Annotated in this window: 23 protein-coding genes; 16 read left to right on the forward strand and 7 right to left on the reverse strand. The window is 60.2% G+C overall.

Annotation, left to right across the window (positions count from 1 at the left end):
• The first annotated feature begins 33 nt into the window (after positions 1 to 33).
• The 4 genes from QZH45_RS10060 (at position 34) to QZH45_RS10075 (ending at position 4,154) form a co-directional block, all read left to right on the forward strand.
• Complete coding sequence (locus QZH45_RS10060; RefSeq protein ID WP_053193603.1) at positions 34 to 2,028, forward strand: polysaccharide biosynthesis protein; 1,995 nt, start codon at positions 34 to 36, stop codon at positions 2,026 to 2,028.
• A gap of 114 nt (positions 2,029 to 2,142) precedes the next feature.
• Positions 2,143 to 2,472 (forward strand): ComEA family DNA-binding protein, encoded by a 330-nt coding sequence (locus QZH45_RS10065; RefSeq protein WP_053193600.1) that lies wholly within the window; start codon positions 2,143 to 2,145, stop codon positions 2,470 to 2,472.
• A 161-nt stretch (positions 2,473 to 2,633) separates the two neighbouring features.
• Entirely contained in the window at positions 2,634 to 3,287 is a 654-nt protein-coding gene (locus QZH45_RS10070) for a GntR family transcriptional regulator (RefSeq protein ID WP_055135272.1), read from the forward strand.
• Positions 3,288 to 3,302: 15 nt separating this feature from the next.
• The gene (locus QZH45_RS10075; protein ID WP_024778746.1) at positions 3,303 to 4,154 is read left to right on the forward strand and encodes an urea carboxylase-associated family protein; all 852 of its coding nucleotides are present in this window, start codon (positions 3,303 to 3,305) and stop codon (positions 4,152 to 4,154) included.
• Between the two features lie 179 nt (positions 4,155 to 4,333).
• Here QZH45_RS10075 and QZH45_RS10080 read toward each other — a convergent pair whose 3' ends face one another.
• On the reverse strand, positions 4,334 to 4,501 hold the full coding sequence (locus QZH45_RS10080; protein ID WP_003183831.1) for a DUF2897 family protein: 168 nt from the start codon (positions 4,499 to 4,501) through the stop codon (positions 4,334 to 4,336).
• 257 nt (positions 4,502 to 4,758) lie between these two features.
• Here QZH45_RS10080 and kdpF point away from each other — a divergent pair, with 257 nt between their 5' ends.
• The 6 genes from kdpF (at position 4,759) to QZH45_RS10110 (ending at position 12,777) form a co-directional block, all read left to right on the forward strand.
• A complete protein-coding gene (gene kdpF, locus QZH45_RS10085) occupies positions 4,759 to 4,848 on the forward strand; it encodes a K(+)-transporting ATPase subunit F (RefSeq protein ID WP_003218754.1) in 90 nt (29 codons plus the stop codon).
• 8 nt (positions 4,849 to 4,856) lie between these two features.
• Positions 4,857 to 6,551: a potassium-transporting ATPase subunit KdpA gene (kdpA, locus tag QZH45_RS10090; RefSeq protein ID WP_055135273.1), complete on the forward strand. Its 1,695-nt coding sequence runs from the start codon at positions 4,857 to 4,859 to the stop codon at positions 6,549 to 6,551.
• Between the two features lie 10 nt (positions 6,552 to 6,561).
• Entirely contained in the window at positions 6,562 to 8,613 is a 2,052-nt protein-coding gene (kdpB, locus tag QZH45_RS10095) for a potassium-transporting ATPase subunit KdpB (protein ID WP_053193594.1), read from the forward strand.
• 58 nt (positions 8,614 to 8,671) lie between these two features.
• On the forward strand, positions 8,672 to 9,217 hold the full coding sequence (gene kdpC, locus QZH45_RS10100; RefSeq protein WP_024778749.1) for a potassium-transporting ATPase subunit KdpC: 546 nt from the start codon (positions 8,672 to 8,674) through the stop codon (positions 9,215 to 9,217).
• 161 nt (positions 9,218 to 9,378) lie between these two features.
• The gene (locus QZH45_RS10105) at positions 9,379 to 12,030 is read left to right on the forward strand and encodes a sensor histidine kinase (protein ID WP_055135274.1); all 2,652 of its coding nucleotides are present in this window, start codon (positions 9,379 to 9,381) and stop codon (positions 12,028 to 12,030) included.
• A gap of 48 nt (positions 12,031 to 12,078) precedes the next feature.
• Positions 12,079 to 12,777: a response regulator gene (locus QZH45_RS10110; protein ID WP_055135275.1), complete on the forward strand. Its 699-nt coding sequence runs from the start codon at positions 12,079 to 12,081 to the stop codon at positions 12,775 to 12,777.
• A 141-nt stretch (positions 12,778 to 12,918) separates the two neighbouring features.
• On the opposite strand, the gene QZH45_RS10115 is transcribed toward QZH45_RS10110, so the two are convergent.
• Positions 12,919 to 13,956, reverse strand: coding sequence for a patatin-like phospholipase family protein (locus tag QZH45_RS10115; protein WP_055135276.1), 1,038 nt, complete (start codon positions 13,954 to 13,956; stop codon positions 12,919 to 12,921).
• A 207-nt stretch (positions 13,957 to 14,163) separates the two neighbouring features.
• On the opposite strand from QZH45_RS10115, the gene QZH45_RS10120 reads away from it, so the two are divergent.
• From QZH45_RS10120 to QZH45_RS10130, 3 genes are all read left to right on the forward strand, one after another.
• On the forward strand, positions 14,164 to 14,454 hold the full coding sequence (locus tag QZH45_RS10120; RefSeq protein WP_024778753.1) for a hypothetical protein: 291 nt from the start codon (positions 14,164 to 14,166) through the stop codon (positions 14,452 to 14,454).
• Positions 14,455 to 14,561: 107 nt separating this feature from the next.
• Entirely contained in the window at positions 14,562 to 15,323 is a 762-nt protein-coding gene (locus QZH45_RS10125) for a CHAD domain-containing protein (protein WP_069018506.1), read from the forward strand.
• A 235-nt stretch (positions 15,324 to 15,558) separates the two neighbouring features.
• Positions 15,559 to 16,356: an acyl-CoA thioesterase gene (locus QZH45_RS10130; RefSeq protein ID WP_055135278.1), complete on the forward strand. Its 798-nt coding sequence runs from the start codon at positions 15,559 to 15,561 to the stop codon at positions 16,354 to 16,356.
• Between the two features lie 13 nt (positions 16,357 to 16,369).
• Here QZH45_RS10130 and QZH45_RS10135 read toward each other — a convergent pair whose 3' ends face one another.
• From QZH45_RS10135 to QZH45_RS10145, 3 genes are all read right to left on the reverse strand, one after another.
• The gene (locus QZH45_RS10135; RefSeq protein ID WP_024778756.1) at positions 16,370 to 16,576 is read right to left on the reverse strand and encodes a hypothetical protein; all 207 of its coding nucleotides are present in this window, start codon (positions 16,574 to 16,576) and stop codon (positions 16,370 to 16,372) included.
• 351 nt (positions 16,577 to 16,927) lie between these two features.
• Positions 16,928 to 18,409: a methyl-accepting chemotaxis protein gene (locus QZH45_RS10140; protein WP_024776667.1), complete on the reverse strand. Its 1,482-nt coding sequence runs from the start codon at positions 18,407 to 18,409 to the stop codon at positions 16,928 to 16,930.
• Between the two features lie 229 nt (positions 18,410 to 18,638).
• Positions 18,639 to 19,445 (reverse strand): TatD family hydrolase, encoded by an 807-nt coding sequence (locus QZH45_RS10145; RefSeq protein ID WP_024776668.1) that lies wholly within the window; start codon positions 19,443 to 19,445, stop codon positions 18,639 to 18,641.
• Between the two features lie 236 nt (positions 19,446 to 19,681).
• Between QZH45_RS10145 and QZH45_RS10150 the strand changes: the two genes are divergently transcribed.
• The 3 genes from QZH45_RS10150 to QZH45_RS10160 all read left to right on the forward strand — a co-directional run bounded on the left by QZH45_RS10150 (position 19,682) and on the right by QZH45_RS10160 (position 22,196).
• A complete protein-coding gene (locus QZH45_RS10150) occupies positions 19,682 to 21,103 on the forward strand; it encodes a transglycosylase SLT domain-containing protein (protein ID WP_024776669.1) in 1,422 nt (473 codons plus the stop codon).
• A gap of 99 nt (positions 21,104 to 21,202) precedes the next feature.
• Positions 21,203 to 21,637 (forward strand): DoxX family protein, encoded by a 435-nt coding sequence (locus QZH45_RS10155; RefSeq protein WP_024776670.1) that lies wholly within the window; start codon positions 21,203 to 21,205, stop codon positions 21,635 to 21,637.
• A gap of 250 nt (positions 21,638 to 21,887) precedes the next feature.
• The gene (locus QZH45_RS10160; protein ID WP_024776671.1) at positions 21,888 to 22,196 is read left to right on the forward strand and encodes a hypothetical protein; all 309 of its coding nucleotides are present in this window, start codon (positions 21,888 to 21,890) and stop codon (positions 22,194 to 22,196) included.
• Here QZH45_RS10160 and QZH45_RS10165 read toward each other — a convergent pair.
• Together QZH45_RS10165 and greB are read right to left on the reverse strand one after the other, a co-directional pair.
• Positions 22,183 to 23,070: a hypothetical protein gene (locus QZH45_RS10165; RefSeq protein ID WP_024776672.1), complete on the reverse strand. Its 888-nt coding sequence runs from the start codon at positions 23,068 to 23,070 to the stop codon at positions 22,183 to 22,185. The genes QZH45_RS10160 and QZH45_RS10165 overlap by 14 nt on opposite strands.
• Positions 23,071 to 23,202: 132 nt before the next feature.
• Positions 23,203 to 23,700 carry a transcription elongation factor GreB gene (gene greB, locus QZH45_RS10170; RefSeq protein WP_024776673.1) on the reverse strand — a complete coding sequence of 166 codons (498 nt, stop codon included), beginning with the start codon at positions 23,698 to 23,700 and terminating at the stop codon, positions 23,203 to 23,205.
• Positions 23,701 to 23,716 lie beyond the last annotated feature (16 nt).

Genomic DNA, 23,716 nt, shown 5'->3' on the forward strand with positions numbered 1-23,716 from the left:
TTTAGGAGCTACCCAGGGGTGCATGAGGAATTTATGGGTAAATTGAGAACGGCTTTGCTGGGGTTGCCAAGACGCCACAAGCGGGCGATTCAGGTGGCTACAGACGTAATCCTGGTCTGGGTCGCGCTATGGCTCGCGTTTGTCGTTCGTCTAGGTGTGGAGGCATTGGCCACTCCGATCGAAACGCACCTTTGGCTTTTCGCATCCGCCCCTCTGGTCGCCATTCCGATCTTCATCCGCTTTGGTATGTACCGCGCCGTCATGCGTTACTTCGGCAACGACGCATTGATTACCATCTGTAAAGCGGTCAGCCTCTCTGCTTTGCTGCTGGCCCTCGTAGTGTATTGGTACAGCAATCATAAAACGGTCGTACCTCGCTCGATCATCTTCAATTACTGGTGGCTTAGCCTGATCATGATTGGCGGCTTACGCCTGATGATGCGCCAGTACTTTCTGGGAGACTGGTTCACCGCTGCCCAGCATGTCCCGTTTACCAACCGTGACGACGGCTTGCCCAAGGTTGCTATTTATGGCGCCGGAGCCGCTGGGAACCAACTGGTGGCCGCCCTGCGAATGGGGCGGGCAATGCGACCGGTCGCGTTCATTGACGATGACAGCAGCATCGCAGACCGCGTCATCGCCGGGCTTCAAGTCTACGAGCCCAAGCAGATTCAAAAAATGATCGATACAACGGGGGCGCAGGAGATCCTACTGGCAATACCTTCATCGTCCCGTGGTCGTCGTCGAGAGATCTTGACCTTGCTTGAGGGGTTCCCGCTGCATGTACGTAGCGTCCCGGGTTTCATGGACTTGGCCAGTGGCCGGGTCAAGGTTGATGACATCCAGGAGGTGGATATTGCGGACCTGCTCGGGCGTGACCCGGTCCCTGCGCAGCCTGATTTGCTTGAGCATTGCATCACTGGACAGTCGGTTCTGGTCACTGGGGCAGGCGGATCAATAGGCTCTGAACTCTGCCGGCAGATCCTGGCGCTCAAGCCCACCACGCTTTTGTTGTATGAACATAGCGAATTCAATCTTTACAGCATTTTGTCCGAACTTGAACCTAGAGCTGCCCGGGAGTCCCTGTCTGTTCGTTTACTTCCCATACTGGGATCGGTGCGGGATCAGGCCAAGTTATTGGATGTGATGAAGACCTGGAATGTCGATACGGTCTATCACGCTGCGGCTTATAAACATGTCCCTATGGTCGAGCACAATATTGCCGAGGGCGTCCTGAATAATGTCATCGGGACGCTGAACACTGCCCAGGCTGCATTGCAGGCGGGTGTATCGAACTTCGTCTTGATCTCCACTGATAAAGCCGTACGCCCCACCAATGTGATGGGTAGTACCAAGCGGCTCGCGGAACTGACATTGCAAGCCCTCAGCCGTGAGCTGGCGCCCGTATTGTTCGGCGACAACGCCAATGTGTCTCGAGTCAACAAAACTCGTTTCACCATGGTCCGGTTCGGCAATGTGTTGGGATCGTCCGGTTCGGTTATCCCCCTGTTCCATAAACAGATCAAATCCGGCGGACCGTTGACCGTTACCCATCCGAAGATCACGCGTTATTTCATGACCATTCCGGAGGCCGCACAGCTAGTGATTCAGGCAGGCTCCATGGGCCTGGGTGGTGATGTGTTCGTTCTCGATATGGGCGAACCGGTGAGAATTGTCGAACTGGCGGAGAAAATGATTCACCTGTCTGGCTTGAGTGTCCGCTCGGAGAAAAACCTTCACGGTGATATTTCAATCAAGTTCACAGGCCTGCGGCCCGGTGAGAAGCTTTATGAAGAGTTGTTGATTGGTGACAACGTCGTTGCTACCCAGCATCCAATGATCATGAGTGCCAACGAAGATCATCTTCCCTGGGATGTGCTCAAGGCCAGGCTGGCTGAGCTGCTGGCTGCGATTGAACACGATGACTACACCCGTGTTCGCCAATTGCTTCGGGATACTGTCAGCGGGTATGCCCCGGACGGAGAGATTGTTGACTGGATCTACCAGCAGCGTCGCCTTGAGCCATGATTATTACATAATCTGTAACGTACACATTTTTGACAGCGATTCATCATCGCCTAAGTTTGAGAGGCAGCTTCGGAAAAGCTGCTTCTCTCTTAACGATGTCATGGAGCGTCACTTATGCGTACAGGCTATTTCTACTCCCTGGTCTTTGCCCTGCTGACCAGCGCCTCTATTGCGGCCATTGCTGCACCCTCAGCCAGAACGGAGACGCCGCCGCAGGCAGTGGACATCGCGGCGAAGCCGCAAGACGCCAAAGTGAACCTTAACGAGGCGGATGCCCCTACGCTACAGCGAGAGCTGGCGGGTATAGGTGAGGCCAAAGCGAAGGCGATTGTTGCATACAGAGAAACAAATGGGGCGTTCTCTTCGGTTGAGGAACTGTTGGAGGTCAAGGGAATTGGCAAGGCGATCCTGGACAGAAATCTCGACAAGCTGGAAGTGAATTGAAGTGAGATAGCGAAAGAGGCCGGTCGAATGACTGGCCTTTTGCATTTTGGCGAAAAAGAAACCAAGCAACGATTCGGCGGCATCCGATAAGTAATAGAACTTGGCATAGATCATGATTACTCAATACCAATCGATTGTTGAACAATCAAGAGGCATTGAGCATGAAGACGGGTCTTTCCCTCGCCGACCAGATCACCCTCGAACTGCGCGCCGACATCATCGGTGGTTCCCTCCTGCCGGGCATGGCCTTGGTGGAAAACGATCTGGTCTCGGCCTATAACGCCTCACGCAATACCATTCGTGAGGCGTTGCATCGCTTGGGGCAGGAAGGGCTGACCCGTTATGTGCGCAACAAAGGGGTGATGGTCCGCAGGTTGGGCAGTGACGATGTACGGGATCTGTTCAAGGTCCGTCGCACCCTGGAGCTTCAGGCGATCATGAACAGCCAGCCATTGGGCGCGTATCGATCCAACCGGATGCTCGAGGCGCTTGAGGCGGCCGAGCTGGCCCGGGAGCGTGAAGATTGGCGCGCGGTCGGGACCCATAGCCTGGCTTTCCATCAACACATTGTCGGGTTGATGGGCAGCCCTTTACTCGACGAGTTTTTCACCAACGTGGTTGCGCAGTTGCGCCTGGCGTTTTTTTCGGCGCCTGATGAACCATGTTTCCAGGCGCCGTGGCTGGCCCGCGACCGGCAGATCCATGATTGGCTGGCTGAAGGCGACAAACAGGCGGCGCAGGAGGCAATGAGCCTCTATCTCGACGATTCCGAGCAAATGCTCCTGCAGTTGATGACTCCCATTAATAAACACTGATCAAAGGACCGCGCCATGTACAAAGACTATCCAGCCGCCTACCAGGTCAGCAAAGGCTCGGCCCTGCAGGTGGATAAACCCTTCTACGACCGCATCCGCGCCGAGCAGGACAAACGCACGCTGATCGAGCAATTCGAAGTGCCGATCCGCACCGGTCGTGCCTGGCATGTGCCGGCCGGCCACGTGTTTCGCGTCACCACTCCGGTAGGTCCGCAGGTAGGCGATTTCAACGTCTGGAATGCCCACGATCCGCGGGAGCGGTTGTGGGCGGCGCGCACCCGGCAACTGCAAGGCGCTCATGTCAGCACTCATGACCGGCTCTGGTCGAACCTGCCTTTCTTGAGACCCCTGGTGACCATCACCGATGACAGCCTGGCCGGCTACGGCATCGACGAGCATGGCGGACGGCTACACGACTTGCTGGGGACTCGTTGTGACCCCTACGTGAACAGGATGCTGACCGGTGAGGATTTCCATCATCACTGCCATTCGAACCTGACCCGTGCGGTATTGCCTCACGGTCTTACAGAGTTCGACGTGCACGATGTGTTGAATATTTTCCAGTGCACCGGGCTCAACCATGACGACATGTACTTCATGAAGGCCTGTCCGGCGCAGAAGGGCGATTACCTGGAGTTTTTTGCCGAGATCGATCTGCTCTGCGCCTTGTCCACTTGCCCTGGCGGTGACCTGTCATTGGCAATGTGGGGGCCGGACGCACAGGATCCGCTCAGTGTCTGTCGTCCGCTGGGCGTGGAGATCTATCAGTTGGAGGATGCGTTACTCGAAGGCTGGAGCCAGCCCGAGCGGGCGGCCTACAAGGGGTTGCATGGCTTGCAGATTGCCAAGGCGGATTGGGAGAAATAACACTTCTTTTGTGGCGCGGGGATTTAGCGAAACGTCGCACCGCCCCGCTCGACTGCGCAGCAGTCGTAAACCGGCCAAGCGGTTTTCCTGTTAGGGCTGGGTGCTCGGTTTTAGGGCCGCTGCGCAGCCCAGCGGGGATAAATCCCCTCGCCACAGAAAGCGGTACGCAGCTCAAGCCATCAACGATCCTTGGCCTCCTTCGCATCCATCTCCGCATTCCTCTCGGCCACGCGCTTGCGTTGCTCATCAGTCAGTTCGACCTTGTTAGCAGTGTCGCGCAGCATCATCAGGCCTCCGACGATCGAGCCGATTGCAACGATCAAAATCAGCCAGGCATACCAGGGCATAGGACTCTCCTTGAGGGCGGGCCAGTGGGCGTTGTTCACCCAATCCGCAACACCTACTACTTATGAGCGAAGGTTGCTCGCAGTGGTTCAATACTACCCCTGTTCTACCGGATGTATCTCATAACGCGGCCAGCAGGCCATCGTTCATTTTTACGAATTCTTTATTCCTCGACCCAACTCTCGATCTCGTTCCTTTACAGCCTCCCTGCCGACAATCACTCCACACGCGGCACGACGCCGCACCACGGAGAAACCCCATGAGTGTCCTGGACGGGGTGTCATTGCTGCTGGCAGTGGCGCTGTTCATTTATCTGCTGGTTGCGCTGTTGCGCGCAGACCGGAACTAGGAGCGGTTATGCACGGTTATGACTACGGGCTGATCATTGCCTTTTTCGCGCTGGTACTGATCCCGGCTCCATTTCTCGGGCGGTTCTTTTACAAGGTCATGGAAGGGCAGCGCACGTGGCTTTCCCCGGTTCTCGGGCCGCTGGAGCGAGGCTGCTATCGGTTGTCTGGGGTGGATCCTCAGGTCGAGCAGACCTGGCAGAAATACACCCTGGCCTTGCTCGCTTTCAACCTGGCGGGGTTCGTATCGCTGTTCGCGATTTTGCTGTTACAGGGGCATTTGCCACTCAACACCGAACAAATGCCAGGCATGGAGTGGACTCAAGCTTTCAATACGGCCGTCAGTTTCATGACCAACACCAACTGGCAGTCCTACAGCGGTGAAGCGTCCCTGAGCTACCTGAGCCAGATGATTGGTCTCACCGTGCAGAATTTTGTCAGCTCCGCCACTGGCCTGGCTGTGCTGGTGGCGCTGTGTCGCGGGATCGGGCGTAAGTCGGCCAGGACCCTGGGCAATTTCTGGGTCGACATGACCCGGGCCACCCTCTACGGACTCTTGCCGTTGTGTATGTTACTGGCCTTGTTCCTGGTGTGGCAGGGCGTGCCGCAGACGTTTGCGCACTATGTGCACGGCGTGACGATGCAAGGGGCCGACCAGGTGATTCCACTGGGGCCGGCCGCCAGCCAGATTGCGATCAAGCAACTGGGCACCAACGGCGGCGGTTTCTTCGGCGTCAACTCGGCGCATCCGTTCGAGAACCCGACAGCCTGGAGCAACTTGTTCGAGCTCGCTTCGATCATCCTGATTCCCGCCGCGCTGGTGTTCATGTTCGGCCACTACGTCAAGGATCTGCGTCAGAGTCGGGCGATCATCGCCTGCATGCTCGCGCTTTTCCTGATCGGTGGCGCGACTTCGCTGTGGGCCGAGTACCAACCCAATCCGGCATTGGCCGATGCGGCCGTGGAGCAGACCGCGCCGTTGGAAGGCAAGGAGGCGCGTTTCGGCACCACCGCGTCGGTGTTGTGGTCGGTGACCACCACGGCGGCGTCCAACGGCTCGGTCAACGCCATGCACGACAGCCTCAACCCCCTCAGTGGCATGGTCGCGCTGGTGAACATGATGGTCGGCGAAGTGATTTTCGGTGGGGTCGGGGCCGGGCTCTACGGGATGTTGCTGAACGTGCTGATTGCAGTGTTCCTGGCCGGCTTGATGATTGGTCGCACGCCGGAATACCTGGGCAAGAAGCTCGGTGCCCGGGAAGTGCAACTGCTGGTGGTGACTCTGCTGGTGATGCCGGTGAGCGTGCTGGTGCTGGGCGCCGTCGCCGCAAGCCTGCCCGGGCCTGCCGCTGCGGTGAGCAACCCTGGCGCCCATGGCTTCAGCCAGTTGCTGTACGCCTACACGTCGGCGGGGGCAAACAACGGTTCGGCATTTGCTGGATTTGGCGCCAACACGCCGTTCCATAACCTGATGCTGGGCCTGGGCATGTTGATCGGCCGTTTCGGCTACATCCTGCCGGTGCTGGCGTTGGCCGGCAGCCTGGCGCTGAAGAAAACCGCCCCGATCGGCCAGAACAGTTTCCCCACCCACGGCCCGCTGTTCGTGACCTTGCTGACCGTGACTATTTTGTTGATGGGCGGCCTGACCTTCCTGCCGACCCTGGCCCTGGGCCCAATTGCCGAACACCTGAGCATGGGCTTCTGAGGATCCGATGATGAATATGCCCGCACCCCACGCGGTTCCCACCCAGGCACCGCAAGCGAAAACCGCCATCTCCGCCCTGTGGCGGCCGGCTTTGATACAAGCTTTTGTCAAACTCGATCCGCGCCAGTTGCACCGTGCACCGGTGATGCTGGTGGTGGAGCTGACGGCAATACTCACCACTGTGCTGTGCTTGATTCCCGACAGTGCCGTGCCGACGTTCGTTGCCGCGCAGATCGCGCTCTGGCTTTGGTTCACCGTGCTGTTCGCCAACTTCGCCGAAGCCTTGGCCGAAGGGCGCGGCAAGGCGCGGGCCGACAGCCTCAAGGCTGGCAGCGAAGGCCTCAGCGCACGTTGTCGGACCGCCAATGGCTTTGAAGTCGTTCCCGCCACCCGTTTGCGCAAAGACGATGTGGTGCGTGTGGAGGCAGGGGAGATGATTCCGGGCGATGGCGAAGTGATCGAGGGCATCGCCGCGGTCAACGAGGCGGCGATCACCGGTGAGTCTGCGCCGGTTATTCGTGAATCCGGCGGTGATCGTTCAGCGGTCACCGGCAACACCCGGTTGGTCTCCGATTGGTTGTTAGTGCGCATTACCAGCAACCCCGGCGAGTCGACCCTGGACCGTATGATCGCCCTCGTCGAAGGCGCCAAGCGGCAGAAGACGCCGAACGAGGTGGCTCTGGACATTCTGTTGATCGGCCTGACTCTGATCTTCCTGTTGGTGGTGGTCACGTTGCAACCCTTCGCCCACTTCGCTAACAGCAGCTTGCCACTGGTTTTCCTGGTGGCGCTGTTGGTCACGTTGATTCCCACCACCATTGGCGGGTTGCTGTCGGCCATCGGCATCGCCGGGATGGATCGGCTGGTGCGCTTGAACGTGATCGCCAAATCCGGTCGCGCGGTGGAAGCGGCGGGGGACGTGCACGTGCTGATGCTGGACAAGACTGGCACCATCACGTTCGGCAATCGTCGTTGTGCAGCGGTTCATGCCGCTCCGGGGGTGAGCGTGAAGGAGTTGGCCGAAGGGGCGCTGTTGGCTTCATTGGCCGACGACACCGCTGAAGGCAAGTCCATCGTGGAACACCTGCGAGCGTTGCACCCGCAGCCCGAGCCTGCCCTGGAATCGCTGACCGCGGTACCGTTCAGCGCTGAAACCCGTTTGTCCGGTGTCGATCATCAGGGGCGGGTATATCGCAAGGGGGCGGTGGATTCGCTGCTGGATTTTATCGGCCTGCCGCGCAACCAGTTACCATCGATGCTGGCCCGAGAGGTCGACCAGATTGCCCAGAGCGGCGGCACGCCCCTCTTGGTGTGCGTGGACGGCAAGTTGCTGGGCGCGATCCATCTCAAGGATGTGGTCAAGCCGGGTATCCGCGAGCGTTTCGCCGAGCTGCGCAAGCTGGGCATCCGTACCGTGATGGTCACTGGCGACAATCCGCTGACCGCCGCCGCGATTGCCGCCGAAGCGGGCGTCGACGATGTGCTGGCCGAGGCCACGCCGGAGAAGAAACTGGCGCGTATCCGCCATGAGCAAAATGACGGTCGACTGGTGGCCATGTGCGGCGACGGCGCCAACGACGCCCCGGCCCTGGCCCAGGCCGATGTCGGCATGGCGATGAATGACGGCACACAAGCGGCGCGGGAGGCGGCCAACATGGTCGACCTCGACAGCGACCCGACCAAGTTGCTGGACGTGGTGCAGGTCGGCAAGGAGCTGTTGGTGACCCGTGGGGCACTGACCACCTTTTCCATAGCCAATGACATCGCCAAGTACTTCGCGATCCTGCCGGCGTTGTTCGCCTCGATTTATCCACAGCTCGGCGTATTGAACGTGATGCACCTGAGCAGCCCGCAGAGCGCCATTCTCTCGGCCATTGTGTTCAACGCATTGATCATTGTGGTGCTGATCCCCCTGGCCCTGCGCGGCGTGCGGGTGCAGGCGGCGAGCGCGGCGGCGTTGCTGCGGCGCAATCTGTTGATCTATGGCCTGGGTGGGATCGTGGTGCCGTTCGTGGGGATCAAGGGAATAGATGTGTTGCTGACGGCGTTGGGGCTGGTTTGAAGTTTGAAGCGTGCAGCTAACCCCTTGCCACAAATAGGTTTCAACTGAGGATCTCTGTATGTCTATGCTAATTCGTCCGGCCCTGAGCCTGTTACTTCTGATGACCTTTATCACCGGCATAGCCTACCCCTTGCTGGTCACCGCAGTGGCGCAAACCGCCTTTCCCGTCCAGGCCAACGGCAGCCTCGTCGAGGGTGCCGACGGCAAGGTGCGCGGCTCCCTGTTGATCGCCCAGGAATTCCAGGGGGATGCCTGGTTCCATCCACGTCCCTCGGCCGGCACCTTCGCCACGGTTGCCAGCGGCGCCAGCAACCTTTCCCCGAGCAATCCGGCGCTGGCCAAGCGGATAATCGATGATGCCCACACGCTTTTGGTACCGGGTCAGGGCCCGGTACCGCTGGCGCTGTTGACCACCTCCGGCAGCGGGCTGGATCCGCACTTGCCACCGGCAGCGATTGCCTATCAACTGGCGCGAGTCGCCGCCGCGCGCAACCTGCCGGTCTCGACCTTGCAGCAGTTGCTCGACACTCACATCGAGCGACCTCTGGTGGGGCCGCCGGTAGTGAATGTGCTGGCGTTGAACCTGGCGCTGGAAAAGCTGTAATCCCCCCTTGTGGGAGCGAGCCTGCTCGCGATAGCGGTGTATCAGTCACACATCTGCAAGCTGATATATCGTCATCGCGAGCAGGCTCGCTCCCACGAGGGTTCCATGGCGCCTGTGAGAATGGGCATACCATCAATACCCGAAAGCAAGAGAACCACACCATGAGCGACTCCGGCCGCGCCGACGCCCTGTTAGCCAAACTGCCCCGTACTGGCCGTGGTCGGCTCAAGGTCTTTCTTGGCGCGGCACCGGGTGTCGGCAAGACCTTCGCCATGTTGCAAGCGGCCCATACCCAGTTGCGTCAGAACGTGAAGGTCATCGCCGGCGTGGTGGAGACACACGGTCGAGCCGAAACCGAAGCGCTGCTCGGTGGCCTGGTGCAGCAGCCTTTAGTGCGCTCCGAATACCGTGGCGTGATGCTTGAGGAGATGGACCTCGACGGTCTGCTGGCCGCCCGGCCAAAGCTGGTGCTGGTTGACGAACTGGCCCACAGCAATGCTCCCGGAAGTCGCCACGCCAAGCGCTGGCAAGACATTCAAGAGCTGCTTGCTGCCGGCATCGACGTCTACACCACCGTCAACGTCCAGCACCTGGAAAGTCTCAATGACCAGGTACGCGGCATCACCGGGGTGCAGGTTCGAGAAACACTGCCGGATTGGGTCCTGCAGGAAGCCGATGAGCTGCTGCTGATCGACCTGCCGGCCCGAGAACTGCTGGAGCGCCTGCGTGATGGCAAGGTCTATGTGCCCGAGCAGGCCCGTGCGGCGATCGATGCTTTCTTCACCCAGACCAACCTGACGGCCCTGCGTGAGCTGGCGATGCAGACCGCCGCTGCGCAAGTGGACAACGATCTGGCGCTCGGCTATCGGCAACTGGGGCAGGCCGCCCCGGTGGTGCGTGGTCGATTACTGGTGGGAGTCGACGGCGATACCCAAGCCGAGCGCCTGGTGCGCCATGCCAGTCGCGTCGCCCAGCGTCGGCATCTGCCGTGGAGCCTGGTGCACGTGGACAACGGTGGCGCTCCGGACGAGACCTCGCGCCAGCGCCTGCAGAATGCCCAGCAACTGGCGGAGCGTCTGGGCGGTGAGGTGGTGCTGCTGCGGGCCGGCGAAGTGGCCAGGACTCTGATTCAGCATGCCATCGAACGTCGGGCCACGCTGCTCCTGGTCGGGCAGTCCCGACCGCGCCTGCGCAGGCGTTGGTTTGGCGGCGGCCTGGCCTCACGCTTGTTGCGCGATGCCCGGGGGCTGGAGATCAACGTGCTGGACAGCGATGAGCAACTGCGTCCAGCCCGCGTTTATTCAAGTCGCGTCCAGACTGGTTTCGACTACGTGCTGGCGTTGTTGGCGACCGTAGCGGCCAGTGCATTGGCCTGGGGCATTTCCGGGCTGCTGGAGTTGCCCAACATCTCCCTGGTGTTTCTGATGGCGGTCTTGCTGGTGGCGGTGCGCAGCAGCCTCGGCCCGGCGTTGGCTTGTGCGGCACTGTCGTTCCTGGCCTACGACTTTTTGTTCATCCCGCCGAACTTTTCCTTCACCATTCAGCGTGACGAAGATGTGCTGACGCTGGCGTTCTTCCTGCTAATGGCGGCCTTGACCGGCAATCTTGCTGCCCGTCAGCGTCGGCAGTTGCAGGCGCTGCGCGACACTCAGCAGGAAACCGGCGAATTGCTTGATCTGTCCCGCAAGCTCACGGCTGCCACCGACCGTCAGGCGGTGATCAGCGCCGCCGCGCAGCACTTCAACGGCTGGCATGACTTGCAGCTGTGTCTGCTCAATCGAGAAGGCCAGAGTGGCTGGAAGGTCGAGACCGCTGAGGCGCTGACGTTCGTCGAGGCCGAACGTGCGGCGGCCGATTGGGCCTGGCAGCACGACCAGCCGGCCGGCGCCGGTACCGGGACACTGCCGCTCGGGCGCTGGTGGTGGTGGCCGTTGTCGGTGGAGGGTGGACCGCTGGCGTTGCTGGGCGTGCGTTCGAAAGACGACAGTCCTTTGAGCGGTCAACGGCGTCGCTGGTTGGCGGCCCTCAGTCAGCCGCTGGCCCAGGCGCTGGCCCGGGCGCAGTTGGCTCAGGATCTCGAGGCGGCGCGCCTGCACGGCGAGACCGAGCAACTGCGCAGCGCTTTGCTGGCCTCGGTCTCCCATGATCTGCGCACGCCGTTGACCGCCATGCGTGGCAGCATCGACAGCCTGCTGGCACTGGGGGAGGCGATCCCGCTGGCGGATCGTCGCGAATTGCTCGAAGGCACCCGCGATGAAGCCGAACGCCTGGATCGCTACATCCAGAACCTGCTGGACATGACCCGCCTCGGCCACGGAGCCCTGAAACTGGCGCGGGACTGGGTGGCGCCGGCCGATATCGTCGGCAGCGCGTTGAACCGCCTGAGGGCGATGCTGGCGCCGCTGATGGTCAGCGTCGAGGTGCCTGCCCAATTGCCATTGCTGTATGTCCACGCGGCGCTGATCGAACAGGCCCTGGTGAACGTGCTGGAAAATGCCGCGCGTTTCTCGCCGCCCCACGGACGTCTGTCGCTGAGCGCAGGTGCGACGGACGGTGAAGTGTTTTTTGCCGTGGCCGATGAAGGGCCGGGGATCCCCGAGCAAGAGCGGGAGAAAATCTTCGACATGTTCTACACCGCTGCGCGCGGCGATCGGGGCGGGCAGGGCACGGGTCTGGGGTTGGCGATCTGTCAGGGCATGGTGGGTGCCCATGGTGGGCGCATCAGTGTGGGCGAAGGCCTCGATGGGCGTGGCACCTGCATCACCTTGCACCTGCCATTGCAGGCACAACCGGACATGGGCGATGAAGCTTGAGCCGGGCTGCGTTACTCTCTGCCATTTGATTTTCAGTGAACCGAATCCATGAGCCAAACCGCGACCCTCCTGGTCATCGATGATGAGCCGCAGATCCGCAAATTCCTGCGCATCAGCCTGGTCTCCCAGGGCTACAAGGTGCTGGAGGCCGGTACAGGGACTGACGGCCTGGCCCTGGCGGCATTGAATAAGCCTGATCTGCTGGTGCTCGACCTGGGCCTGCCGGACATGGATGGTCAGCAGGTGCTGTGCGAGTTCCGCCAATGGTCGACGGTGCCGGTGCTGGTGCTTTCGGTGCGGGCCAGTGAAGCCCAGAAAGTCGAGGCGCTGGACAACGGCGCCAACGATTACGTGACCAAGCCGTTCGGCATCCAGGAATTCCTGGCCCGCGTCCGCGCTCTCTTGCGCCAGGCACCGGCAGGCGAGGCCCGGGAAGCGGCGCTGACGTTTGGTCCGCTGACGGTGGACCTGGCCTATCGACGGGTCCTGCTGGACGGCGCCGAAGTGGCCCTGACCCGCAAGGAATACGCCGTGCTGGCACAACTGGCGCGGCACCCCGGACGGGTCATCACCCAACAACAGTTGCTCAAGGACATCTGGGGCCCGACCCACACCGAAGACAGTCACTACCTACGCATCGTCGTCGGCCACCTGCGTCAAAAACTGGCCGACGACCCGACGCGTCCCCGGTTCATTGCGACCGAGGCGGGGGTGGGGTATCGGTTGTTGGGAGAGGGTGGGCTTTAGTTCATCTTCGCCAGGGCGATTGCCTTCGCGAGCAGGCTCGCTCCCACGTTCGAATCGAGACAGGACTCCCTTGGTGAACACAGCCCGTTCAATGTGGGAGCGAGCCTGCTCGCGAAGAGGTCCTGAGAGCCGCTGAAAATCTCAGCTCTGTTCACTTTCATACCGATCCAGAGTGTCACTGGCAATCTCCCGCCCCAGAGCGATCAACTCCGGCGCCTTGTAGAACTCGAAGAACCGGCACACCCGTTTCGGTACGTTGATCAATACATCCGGCGGATACCCGGCGATTTTGTATTGGGCCAGCGAGGTTTGCATCACCTCGAAACTCTGGTTGATCAAATCCAGCAACGAGGCCGGGCCGACGTTATCGATGATGAATGAACCGGTGGCGGACTTCGGTGCGCCTTCAGTCTCGGGCGCGGCGGCCGGTTGCTGGCCTTCAGGCTCGGCGGATTCGAGCCAGGGGTTGATGTCGGCGGCCTCGGCCTTCAACGCTTCCTGCTCCAGCAGCAACAATTGCTCGGCCTGCTTGCGACGAAATGGCAATTTCGACCCCAGGGAACTGATGAGATTGTCGAATCGGCTCTTGAACGCAGCGGGACGCGGGATGACCGGCAGGCTGTATTGTCGCTGGTTGGTGGCATTGAGGTTGACTGCGATGATCAGGTCACAGTGACTCGATACTACCGGCACGATCGGCAGCGGATTGAGCAGGCCACCATCCACCAGCATGCGGTTGCCTTGCATCACTGGCGTGAACAGGCTGGGAATCGCCGCCGAGGCGCGCATTGCCTGATGCAGGCAACCTTCCTGGAACCAGATTTCCTGTTGGTTGGTCAGGTCCGTGGCTACGGCGGTGTAGGGAATGCGCAGGTCTTCGATATTGAGTTCGCCGACGATCTTGCGGATCTGTCCGAAGACTTTTTCTCCGCGGATCGCACCAAGGCGGAAGCTGACGTCCACCAGCCGCAAAACGTCCAGGTAGTCCAGACTTTCGATCCAGTCGCGGTAGTCCCTGAGCTTGCCGGCGGCATAGATTCCACCCACCACGGCACCCATTGAACAGCCGGCGATGCAGGCAATGTCATAGCCACGTCGTTCGATTTCCTCGATCACCCCGATATGGGCGTAGCCTCGGGCGCCGCCCGAACCCAATACCAATGCGACACGTTTTGTCATGACCCTGCCTCTTGTCGAACAGACTTCAACAATGCACTGATCGACGGCCCGGCTCAATCGTTGTGGCACAAACGTCGTTATTTGACACGCGGGAGTGACATTTTTGTATGCTCGCCCACACTTGAATTAAGGCGCTCGGCACAAGGCACTTTTTGCCTTTAAGGCCGTCTTACCAGCACGACTGTTTGACCTGACTGAGGTGTAATGATGAAAGCCCGGATCTGCCTGCCCCTAGTAGCATCCCTGATGGTTCTGGCCCTGGCTGGTTGTGCAGGCAAAACAGCTTATCGTGACAGCTGCGGTACCCAGCTCGATGCCGCCTGGCATGAACTGGACCTGGCCAAGGCCGAAGGCTTTGCCGGTACTGTCAGCTACTCCAAGGCCCTGTCGCTGCTGACCGGTGCCAAGACCCAGCAGCAGTTCGAAGCGTTCGAAGGCTGCTCCAGAAAGGCCGAGAAAGCTCGCTTCTACATCCGCGAGTCCCGTGCGGGACGATAAGATCAACGGCAAGTTATAAGCGACAAGCTGCAGGAGAGAAGCATGCGACACGCCTCTACTTGCAGCTTGAAGCTTGAGGCTTGCAACTGCGTACGGAGTACGCCCTTATGATCGATCGGCTGGTGGCCAGGATTCTTGGCCTGGAAGTCCGCCTGCTGGCCTGCCAGGCCCGCTTGAATGCCCATACCGACAGTGAAGCGCTGCATGACCTGCGGACCACGGTTCGCCGTTTGCGCAGCTTGCTCCGCCCATTGCGCGGCTTGCCGGGTGTTGAACAGCTGGAAACAGCCGCTTCAGCGGTTGGTGCCCTGACCACGCCGCTGCGTGACCGGGAAGTGCTGGCGGCTTATCTTGAGCTGCAGGGCAAGACCAGCGCGGCGCAACGGCGCCGGCTGCAGATGGCCCAGGCCTATCCAGCCGTGGCCGCTAGTCGGGAGTTGGCGCAGCTGTTGATGATCCTCGATGCATTTCCGCGCTTCGTTCGCGCTGCCCAGCATCAGGGGCTGCTAAAGGGCTTGCGCAAACGCATTGAAAAGCGTCTGGACAAACAATGGAAAAAACTCGGTGAAGCGTTGCGTGATCCGGCCCATGACCGCCACCGGTTGCGGCTGCTGATCAAGCGCGTGCGCTATGCGATCGAAGCCTACCCGGAACTCGATCGCCTGCCGGAATCGGCCATGCCACGACTCAAGTCCGCCCAAGGCGCCCTGGGCGATTGGCACGACTGCTGGCAATGGCTGGCCCAGGCTGAACGGGAACACGACCTGCAACCCTGTGTGCCGGTCTGGCGCACTACCATGACCCAGGCCGAAGCCAAGGCTGACAAGGTGCTCGATAAGCTGATCGCGAGCTGCTTCGAGAAATCCTGAAAAAACCACCCTCTATCTCCCTGTGGGAGCGAGCCTGCTCGCGATAGCGCCGGCTCAGCTTGCCCCATGCTGACCAACCCTCCGCCATCGCGAGCAGGCTCGCTCCCACAATGCTCTATGCGTTGATTAAAGTGTGGCGGCCTATCTGTCAGCCTCTTTGGCCGGAATGAGCGCTGTGTCGCTGATCCCGGCTGGTTAAGATCCTTCATCCTTCTCCGACGCTTTCGAGGTTGCCATGCGCTTTTCCGATTTGATCGATGCCGTGCGCCGTCAGCCAGACGCCGTGACCATCGCCCCTGAATGGGGTCAGGGACGCGCCACTTTTGGTGGGCTGGTGGCGGCACTGCAATATGAGGCGATGCGCGCACGGGTGCCGGCGGATCGTCCGGTGCGTTCGCTGGCAATCACCTTCGTTGGCCCGGTCGAACCGGACGTGCCCGTCAGTTTTGAAGTCGAAGTGTTGCGTGAAGGCAAAGCGGTCAGCCAGGTGCAGGGGCGCGCGATGCAGAACGGCCAAGTGGTGACAGTGGTGCAAGGCAGCTTCGGTGCGTCGCGCTCCTCCGTGGTGGCGGTGCAGGCCGACCCTGCGCCTGAGTTCAAAAGCATCGAGCAATGCCAGGAGCTGCCTTATATCAAGGGTGGCACGCCGGAGTTCATGCGTCACCTGGCGATGTGCTGGAGTGTCGGTGGTCTGCCATTCACCGGCAATAAATCCCGCAGCATGGGTGGTTGGGTACGGTTGCGTGGGGATGTCAAGGAAGAGCCGCTCAACGAGGCCCACATCCTCGCGCTGGTGGATGCCTGGCCGCCCGCGTTACTGCCGCACCTGACACAGATGGCGCCGGGTAGCACGCTGACCTGGACCATCGAATTCGTCCAACCGGTGCTGGCGCTCACGACGTTGGACTGGTGCAAGTACCTGGCCGAGATCGAGCACGCCCAGGACGGCTACGGTCACGTCGCTGCGAAGTTCTGGAGCGCCGATGGCCGCCTGATCGCCATGAGCCGGCAGACGGTGACGATTTTCGGCTGAGGTATGTGGGCGCTCAATGAGTGTGGCGCAGCAGTCCCAGCGAGGCGAATACCGCGATGATACCGATGCTGATGTCCGCCAGGTCAAGGTTGAGCGCGCCCGAGATGATCAGCAGCGATGCGATGATGAGCAATGGCACGGCGATCAGTTGCAACACCAGATGGGCTGGATTGAAGGTGTGCCAGTGCCAGCCTGCAAGGGTAGGGTGACGTTTGTGCATGATGCTGCTCCTTATGCCTGACATCTGTTGATACAAGAATAGGCATGGCGGGGCAGGGCGGCGAATCGCGGTTGGCTATGGGAGCGATAGAGTCAGAGTCAGTTCTCGGATGAAGCCATCGCGGGCAAGCCTTGCTCCCACAAAGCACGCTGGACCTGCGAGGGCCAAGCCTTGCTCCCACAAAGCACGCTGGACCTGTGAGGGCCAAGCCTTGCTCCCGCAAAGCACACATGGACCTGCGAGGGCCAAGCCTTGCTCCCACAAAGCACGCATGGACCTGTGAGGGCCAAGCCTTGCTCCCACAAAGCACACATGGACCTGTGGGAGCAAGGCTTGCCCGCGATGGCGGTTTCAGAGTCTGAGCTGCCCGATCGCCTTGCTCAATTCGCCCGCCAGGGTCGCCAGTTCATGACTGGTGGTGGCCGAGTCCACAGTCTGGCGTACGGTGTTTTCGGTCACGTCGCGAATACTAACCACCGCCCGGTTCATTTCCTCGGCAACCTGGCTTTGCTGCTCGGCCGCGACGGCGATCTGGGTGTTGCTCTCGCGCATCTGGGCCACCGCCCCGGTGATCTGCTCCAGCGCCTCGCCGGCCTCGCGGGCCTGTTGTACGCAATCGTCGGCCTTGTAGGAACTTTCCTGCATGAAGTCCACCGCGTCCTGGGTGCCCGCCTGCAGGGCCGAGACCATGGTGGTGATTTCATCCGTTGAGGTTTGTACCCGTTTGGCGAGATTGCGTACCTCGTCGGCTACCACGGCAAACCCCCGGCCCATTTCCCCGGCCCGTGCCGCTTCGATGGCTGCGTTGAGGGCCAACAGGTTGGTTTGCTCCGCGATGCTGTGGATCACACTGACCACGCTGTTGATCTTCTGGCTGTCTTCGGCCAGGCGCTGGATCATTTCGGCGGTCTGCTGCACCCCGGAGGAGAGGCCGGTGATTGACTGTTCCACACGATTGACCACGTCGCGACCATTACCAGCCAGGGTGTCGGCGGTTTTCGAAAGGTCGCGAGTGGCGCCGGCATGCTGGGCGATGTGATACACCGTGGCGGACATCTCATTGATCGCCGTCGCCGCCTGATCGGTTTCGCTCTGCTGCCCAAGCATGCCGTGGCGAACCTCGCTCATGCTCGAGGCCAATCGCGCCGCGCCGCTGTCCAGTTGCCGGGCGGTGCTGGCCACGGTATCGACTACCCGTTGATAACCGGCTTGCATGGCATTGAATGCGGCGGCCATCTGTCCCACTTCGTCCTCGCAGGCCAGGGGTACGCGGGCGGACAGATCGCCGGTTTTCTCCACATGCAGCATCACGTCCTTCAGCGTGTTGAGCTGGCTCAACAGGAAGCGGATCAACAATTGCGACGCACCCAGCATGGCAAGCATCAATACGAACACTGCTGCGGCGTATTGGCTGAAACGCTCGCCGAACACCTGGCTCAGGCTTGCACCCTGGGCCAGGACGGCGAGTTGTTGACCGTCGCCGCGTCGGATCACTTCTGCACCCAATAACGGTTGATTGCCGACTAGTGGCTTGATATCGAGATCGACCCAGCCCTGCGCCTGCGCCAGTGAAGGCAACGATTGATTATTGAATGTAGGCATCTGGCCTTGCTGGAAAGACAGCAGATTCTCGGCCTTGGGCAACGGCTGACCGACCGGCCAGGCGCTGAGCAGGCGCGCCTGGGCCTGGGCATTCACCCGGGCCGCATCATTGCGGGCCTGTTGTTCAAGCTGCAGTGCATAGAGCACGAGCAGCAAGGTGGTTACAAAGGCGACCGCGTTGACCGCCCAGAATTTGTATTTCAGCGAGATATTGCTAAGCCAGGCACCCATGGAAGGTCTTCTCTGATAGCGGAAACAGTTTTGGCAAGGTGCCATTATTTTGCCGCTATCCCGGGAGGTGGAGTGTTGATGTGGGTCAACAGACCTGATGCTAGGAACCATGGGCTGGCCCGGATTCCCTGTGGGAGCGAGCCTGATCGCGATAGCGGAGTGCCAGCCACTGACTTGCAAGCTGATTCACTGCTATCGCGAGCAGGCTCCCACAAGGGATTTGGGCGGCTCAGGAGATCGCGGGCAGCCCGAAAAACGCCCGCGCGCACGCTGTGCTGTGAGCGGCCAGGTCTTCTTGGGTCTCGCCCCGATGCAAGGCGATTTCCCGCAAAACCTCCGTCAGGAAGGCCGGCTCGTTGCGACCGTTCTTGGGTTTGGGGCGCAGGGTGCGGGGCAGCAGGTAGGGCGCATCGCTTTCGAGCATCAGCCGGCCGCGAGGGATCTCGCGTACCAAGGGGTGCAAATGCGTGCCCCGGCGCTCATCGCAGATCCAGCCGGTGATACCGATGTGCAGGTCCAGGTCAAGGTAGCTGAACAGCGCCTTTTTCTCACCGGTAAAGCAATGCACCACTGCGGCCGGCAGACGGTCGCGGAAGTCCCGCAGGATCTCCAGCAAGCGCTGGTCGGCATCGCGTTCGTGAAGAAAGACCGGAAGTTGCAGCTCCGCCGCGAGGGCGAGGTGTTCTTCCAGCACCTTCTCCTGCTGCGGACGAGGGGAGAAGTCCCGGTTGAAATCCAGTCCGCATTCTCCCACGGCACGGACGTGATCTTGCCCCAGCAGGTCCTTGAGATGCCTGGCGCTGTCGGTGGTCCAGTCGCTGGCGCTGTGGGGATGGATGCCGGCGGTGGAGAACAGGCGCTTGCCGGTCTCGTCCAGCTGTTGACACAGTTCGAGAGCCTGTTCGCTGCCCTCGATGCTGGTGCCGGTCAGGATCAGTTGGCAGACCCCTGCTTCATAGGCGCGCTCAAGCACCGCCTGGTGTTTATCGGTGAAACTGGGGTTGGTCAGGTTGACGCCGATATCGATGAGTTGCATGGTGCTACCTCGGCCCAAAGGCCGGAAAGCATATCAGAGCTGTAGATTTATAAGAAAAGCCAAGAACTACAACGAGTTGAGGCTGTCTGTTGAGGCCACGAGACAGGTCGGATTGGTATAAAAGCCATCACTGTGCCAGTCTTTCGCACTTTTCAGCGCCCCAAGGTGCTCTGTTTCTGTCGGCCCAAGCCTCGTTTTTCAAGAAGGCGGGTCGCGGTATCCCTTCCGGAGAGTGGATGACACGTCCCCAGGCGTTGCTACTGCTGTGTTGTTCGCTGCTGCTGCCGATGCCGGCCGAGGCGCGGCTGCCTGGCCCGGTGCAGGCGGTGGCGCCTGGGACGGTGCGTGACTTGGCGCAGATCCGCAGCAGTCGCGTGCTGAAAGTATTGGTCAATCAGAGCCGCAACAGTTCCGGTGAAGTCCAGGGGCAACCCATCGGCGTCGAATACCATCGGTTGCGGGCGTTCGAACAGTACCTCAACGGCCATGCCCGGGATGGCCAGGAAATCACCCTCAAGATCATTCCCAAAGCCAAGGACCAGCTACTCGGTGCCTTGCAGCGCGCAGAGGGCGACCTTGTGGCACCGGGGGAATTGCTCGAGCCCTTGCCCAGTCATGCGGTCAGTGCCAGCGATCCGATTCGCCGCGACGTGCCCTTGATGCTGGTAGGCATCAAGGGGGAGAAACGCTACACGCGGGTGGAGCAGTTGTCCGGCAAGACTCTGGCGTTGCCCAACGGCAGTGCGGCGGGGGACGCGGTGGGCCAGATCAACCAGAAGCTGGCGTTGCTCAAGTTACCGCCGGTGAAAATCGAATGGGTCGACCCCACCCTGGCGGTGGAGGATGTGCTGGAAATGGTCCAGGGCGGCATTTTCCATCTGACCATTGTCGAGCAACCCATCGCCGAGCGTTGGGGCAAGATCCTGCCCAAGTTGCGTTTCGACCGGCAGTTGCTGATCGGTGAGCCGGATAACGAACACTGGTTCGTTCGCCGCGACGCCGCCATGCTGCGGGCGAGCATCAACGGATTCCTGACGACCTACAAGGCACCGTCCAACGAGGATGCTGCTTTCCTGCGCATCTACCGCCGTTTGTACCAGGTTCATTATCCGCTGGCCCGGGCCGACCGCCAGCGGCTGGAGAAACTGCGCCCTGTGCTGCAAAAACACGCCGAAGCTCAGGACATGGACTGGCTCAACCTGGCGGCCCTGGCCTTCAAGGAGTCCGCCCTGCAGCCCGGCGCCCGCAGCGGCAGCGGCCCCACCGGGCTGATGCAGATCACTCCGGCGGCGGCCCAACGAGTCGGCGTTGGCAATATTCAGAACCTGGATGCCAATGTCCAGGCCGGTGCCAGGTACCTGGCCATGATCCGTCGCAAGTTTTTCTCCAGCCCAAAGCTTAACGAGCGCGAGCGCATGGCCTTTGTGCTGGCTGCCTACAACATGGGGCCCGAGCGTGTTCAGGGCATGCGTGCCGAGGCGCGGCGGCGAGGGTTGAATCCCAACCAATGGTTTTTCCAGGTCGAACGCATTGCCATGGAGCAGGTAGGAATGGGCGCCGTCAGCTACGTTAATAGTGTGAACAAATACTATCTGGCGTTTGATCGGGAGCGGGAGTCGTTGGAACCGAAGGATCAGAAGGTTGTAGTGCGCAAGTGATCGAATAAGTAGATTTGTATGGCGGACTTTTTGCGCTTTTCATATGGATTTAACTGATTAATATGGCGACCAACCCACACATTCCAAGGAAATGAACCTATGAGCTCCTTCATCAACAAAATCCTGTCTACCCGTGCCGGCTACGGCCTGACCGTGCTGCGCATCGCCGTCGGTGTCATTTTCGCTGCTCACGGCTCGCAGAAACTCTTCGGTATGTTCGGTGGCTATGGGCTGGCGGGTACCGCGCAGTGGATGGAAAGCATCGGCCTGACACCCGGCTACGTGATGGCCACATTGGCCGGTGGCACCGAGTTTTTTGCCGGGTTGGCCTTGATCGTGGGCCTGCTGGCGCGTCCGGCGGCATTGGGGCTGGCCTTCCTGTCCCTGGTAGCTATTTTCTCCGTGCACATCGGCAACGGTCTGTTCATGGCGAACAACGGTTATGAGTTTGCCCTGGCGTTGCTGGCCGCGAGCATTGCGGTGTTGATCGAGGGGGCTGGCAAGCTGTCGGTCGATCGTGCCATCGCCGGCTGATCACTGAGTCGAACCATCGAAGGCCCGTCTGGTACGGGCCTTTTTTGTGAGTGCAGATTCTTGACACTGGCCGGTTGGCTTCTCTAGGATGCTGCTCATGCGCCGATTTAAACAGCTACTTGCGGGGCGCCAGGTGACTCATCCAGTTACCGTCAGAAGCCTGGAACAGGCTTCGAAATACCGCTAAAGCGCTGGTTCGGTGTTGCCTCTCACCTGCCATGCAGACTTTTTGAGGCAGAGACACGACACGATGAACGCACCCAGTCCCCTTGTACGTCTTGCGCCGATCACGGCGAGCCTCCTGCAGCGCAATCCAAAAATCCTTTTGGGCGGTACCCATCAGCCAACGCTGTTGCGTTATCTCGATGGCTGGCCGCGGCGCAGTCACGGGCCCGCTGCATTCCTGATCCAGTTTGTCGAAGATGGCGAGTCCCTGGCACGTTTCGCCAACGACAGCTTCGATCTGGCGGTCATTCAGTCGCCCAGCGCTGCGGATGCCCCTGAAATGATCCGGCAGTTGACCCGTGTGGCGCGGCAAGGGCTGATCACCCGGCGTTGAGGCTGTCTGCCTTGGCCATCGCCCTGAGTCCGTTGGCGTGCATGCAGTTGAATACAATCCGGCTGCGGGTCGACCAGTCTGTGTTGATGATGTGGAAGCGCTGGATATAGCTGTTGCTGTTCCTGGACTCAAACCACTCATCTATCTTTTCACTGAAGTCGTCTGGAAGATGAAAGGGCAGCACGTATTTGGCGCATTGTATCGAGCGCAATACGAAGTCGGGTTTCTTCCGTGCCGATTGCTCATCCATGAATCTTTTCAAGGCTGCGGTAGTGTTCAGGTTCTGACCGCTCCATTGATGTTCCACGCCTTTCCAGTACTTTGCCCTTACGCGGTGATTGTAGGAAATTACAACGGTCCTCTCCGGACGATGGGTCCATATCTCTTCCAGCGTTGAACGCCGCCAGTTCCGGGGGAGCAGCCGTTGTCCGATTTTTGAATCGATCAGGCTGTGCAACTCCTGATGGATGGCTCGGTTGAAATGCTTGAATTTATGAAAGTTCAGGATAACGATTTCCTTTGCCCTCGCCGCCTTGTGGTCGGGATCATCGTAAAAATCATTCAACGGCGCCAGAACGTCGCCACCCACCGTACGTCCGGAGGAGGCGAGGTGAAACAGCTGGAAGCGTTTGTCGCTGCCGATGGGAGCGTTGGCGGAGAAGACCACGCGCAGGTCGAGCACACGAAAGCCTGCCAGGATCTGTTCGATGATCGGCACGTCCTGGGTCTTTTCCTGAGGCAAAGTGGGATTTGGCGCTTTTTTGTCTGCGCCGGAGTCATGGGTGCCGGGCAGAATAAGTTCGTCGATACGCAGTTTGCATAACTGAGGGGTGTTGTACATCCAACTGTCCAATCCATGGTGAGTAGCCTTCATGATTATTCATCCTTGAATAATGTTCTGAGCGAAAGGCGCAAGACAGCGCGCGCGGTCATTTTGCGCAGCGCTGTCATCTTGTCAAAGCTTCAAGTTTGCTGGGATGTTTCGAGGCGGCCTTTATCCGCCGGGTTATGGATAGGTGATGTCCACGACATACACCCGCTTCTCGCCTGTCGGTGTCTGCACCCTGACTTCAGCATCCAATGCCTTGCCAATCAGCGCCCGCGCCAGTGGCGAGTCGATACTGATCAGGTTCTGTTTCAGATCCAGCTCGTCAGGCCCGACGATGCGATAGCGGGCCTCGTTGCCGTCCTCATCTTCGACCGTGACCCAGGCGCCGAAATACACCTTGTTGGGATCGCTGGGTTTTTCGCTCACGACTTTGAGGGCTTCGAGGCGCTTGGTAAGGAAACGGACGCGGCTGTCGATTTCCCGCAGCATTTTCTTGCCGTAGGTGTATTCGGCATTTTCCGACCGATCACCCTGGGCCGCTGCCTCGCTGACAGCCTGGGTCACTTGGGGGCGGCGCACATGCCAAAGCTCATGGAATTCAGCGCGCATCCGCGCCTCGCCCTCGGGGGTGATCAGCGCGGTGCCAGCGGTGCGAGGTGGGCGATAACGGCTCATGGCAACTTCTTTGATG

Source organism: Pseudomonas corrugata (genome assembly GCF_050920615.1).
GTDB classification, from domain to species: Bacteria; Pseudomonadota; Gammaproteobacteria; order Pseudomonadales; family Pseudomonadaceae; genus Aquipseudomonas; species Aquipseudomonas corrugata.

Excerpts from the sequence above, each read along its gene's own strand:
- QZH45_RS10060 (WP_053193603.1), top strand. The coding sequence starts at position 34 with ATGGGTAAATTGAGAACGGCTTTGCTGGGGTTGCCAAGACGCCACAAG.
- QZH45_RS10065 (WP_053193600.1), top strand. The coding sequence starts at position 2,143 with ATGCGTACAGGCTATTTCTACTCCCTGGTCTTTGCCCTGCTGACCAGC.
- QZH45_RS10070 (WP_055135272.1), top strand. The coding sequence starts at position 2,634 with ATGAAGACGGGTCTTTCCCTCGCCGACCAGATCACCCTCGAACTGCGC.
- QZH45_RS10075 (WP_024778746.1), top strand. The coding sequence starts at position 3,303 with ATGTACAAAGACTATCCAGCCGCCTACCAGGTCAGCAAAGGCTCGGCC.
- QZH45_RS10080 (WP_003183831.1), bottom strand. The coding sequence starts at position 4,501 with ATGCCCTGGTATGCCTGGCTGATTTTGATCGTTGCAATCGGCTCGATC.
- kdpF (WP_003218754.1), top strand. The coding sequence starts at position 4,759 with ATGAGTGTCCTGGACGGGGTGTCATTGCTGCTGGCAGTGGCGCTGTTC.
- kdpA (WP_055135273.1), top strand. The coding sequence starts at position 4,857 with ATGCACGGTTATGACTACGGGCTGATCATTGCCTTTTTCGCGCTGGTA.
- kdpB (WP_053193594.1), top strand. The coding sequence starts at position 6,562 with ATGAATATGCCCGCACCCCACGCGGTTCCCACCCAGGCACCGCAAGCG.
- kdpC (WP_024778749.1), top strand. The coding sequence starts at position 8,672 with ATGTCTATGCTAATTCGTCCGGCCCTGAGCCTGTTACTTCTGATGACC.
- QZH45_RS10105 (WP_055135274.1), top strand. The coding sequence starts at position 9,379 with ATGAGCGACTCCGGCCGCGCCGACGCCCTGTTAGCCAAACTGCCCCGT.
- QZH45_RS10110 (WP_055135275.1), top strand. The coding sequence starts at position 12,079 with ATGAGCCAAACCGCGACCCTCCTGGTCATCGATGATGAGCCGCAGATC.
- QZH45_RS10115 (WP_055135276.1), bottom strand. The coding sequence starts at position 13,956 with ATGACAAAACGTGTCGCATTGGTATTGGGTTCGGGCGGCGCCCGAGGC.
- QZH45_RS10120 (WP_024778753.1), top strand. The coding sequence starts at position 14,164 with ATGAAAGCCCGGATCTGCCTGCCCCTAGTAGCATCCCTGATGGTTCTG.
- QZH45_RS10125 (WP_069018506.1), top strand. The coding sequence starts at position 14,562 with ATGATCGATCGGCTGGTGGCCAGGATTCTTGGCCTGGAAGTCCGCCTG.
- QZH45_RS10130 (WP_055135278.1), top strand. The coding sequence starts at position 15,559 with ATGCGCTTTTCCGATTTGATCGATGCCGTGCGCCGTCAGCCAGACGCC.
- QZH45_RS10135 (WP_024778756.1), bottom strand. The coding sequence starts at position 16,576 with ATGCACAAACGTCACCCTACCCTTGCAGGCTGGCACTGGCACACCTTC.
- QZH45_RS10140 (WP_024776667.1), bottom strand. The coding sequence starts at position 18,409 with ATGGGTGCCTGGCTTAGCAATATCTCGCTGAAATACAAATTCTGGGCG.
- QZH45_RS10145 (WP_024776668.1), bottom strand. The coding sequence starts at position 19,445 with ATGCAACTCATCGATATCGGCGTCAACCTGACCAACCCCAGTTTCACC.
- QZH45_RS10150 (WP_024776669.1), top strand. The coding sequence starts at position 19,682 with ATGACACGTCCCCAGGCGTTGCTACTGCTGTGTTGTTCGCTGCTGCTG.
- QZH45_RS10155 (WP_024776670.1), top strand. The coding sequence starts at position 21,203 with ATGAGCTCCTTCATCAACAAAATCCTGTCTACCCGTGCCGGCTACGGC.
- QZH45_RS10160 (WP_024776671.1), top strand. The coding sequence starts at position 21,888 with ATGAACGCACCCAGTCCCCTTGTACGTCTTGCGCCGATCACGGCGAGC.
- QZH45_RS10165 (WP_024776672.1), bottom strand. The coding sequence starts at position 23,070 with ATGAAGGCTACTCACCATGGATTGGACAGTTGGATGTACAACACCCCT.
- greB (WP_024776673.1), bottom strand. The coding sequence starts at position 23,700 with ATGAGCCGTTATCGCCCACCTCGCACCGCTGGCACCGCGCTGATCACC.